1 protein-coding gene and 1 pseudogene are annotated in these 709 nt (G+C 36.0%); one reads left to right on the top strand and one right to left on the bottom strand.

All coding sequences use genetic code 11. The features are described 5' to 3' along the window. A partial coding sequence (locus RR876_RS16895) for a hypothetical protein (RefSeq protein ID WP_332637178.1) occupies nt 1–268 on the top strand: 268 nt, incomplete at its 5' end. Between the two features lie 256 nt (nt 269–524). On the opposite strand, the pseudogene RR876_RS16890 reads toward RR876_RS16895, so the two are convergent. After that, nucleotides 525–709, bottom strand: a pseudogene (locus RR876_RS16890) (DNA-binding protein); the annotation flags it as partial.

The raw sequence follows: 709 nt of genomic DNA, 5'->3' as shown, positions 1-709 counted from the left end.
GCATGTAAAATGCAAATGTTGTGGTTATGAGGAAGAAGCAAATAAAACTTTCTTTTTGAAAGTTATGGGGGGAAGTTTTGTTGGTGGTGGTTTTACTGCTTGGGTCACTTATTTTTTTGCAGGTACAGGTTTTGCTTTTGTAATTTGTGTCGCTATCGTTACTGGTGGAGTAGCTTTATTAGCATTCTCTGATCAAATTACAAAATGGATAGCTGAAAGATATGATTGCCCATCTTGTAAACATAAAAGTTGGGATCTAGTAAAGTAAAGACCAAACTAAATTTTACCGCATTTATTTTAGACTTAATAACTGCTTTAAGAAGTTATTAAGTTTTAGATTTTCTAAAATTAACATAATACACCTTATACGAAATGCTTTATAATTCTCTTTATAAATCAATGCTGTAGTTTCTAGTTGATAGCCCATCTTCCCCAAGGTGGGCTTTTTTTATGATTTTTCACGTTCCACGCCTATTCTTTGATCAATGTTTCACAACTTTGATTAGCTCAGTTGAATAATGCCTTTAGCCATTCGGCAAGAAAAACCGGCTTAACCACCCTCTTTTCGGCTGCTCCGGTTCAACGTGCTCCGGTACTGGAATACGCTTGTTTTCTGTCTGCTCTGGAGTAGCTAATACCTCAGAGCTATTCTGTCGAACAGTCTGATTTGTATTGATTGTAGTATCCATTGCAGACTGGTTTTGATCTT

The organism is Acinetobacter sp. (assembly GCF_036666595.1).
GTDB lineage: Bacteria > Pseudomonadota > Gammaproteobacteria > Pseudomonadales > Moraxellaceae > Acinetobacter.
This window is presented reverse-complemented; position numbering and strand designations above follow the sequence as displayed.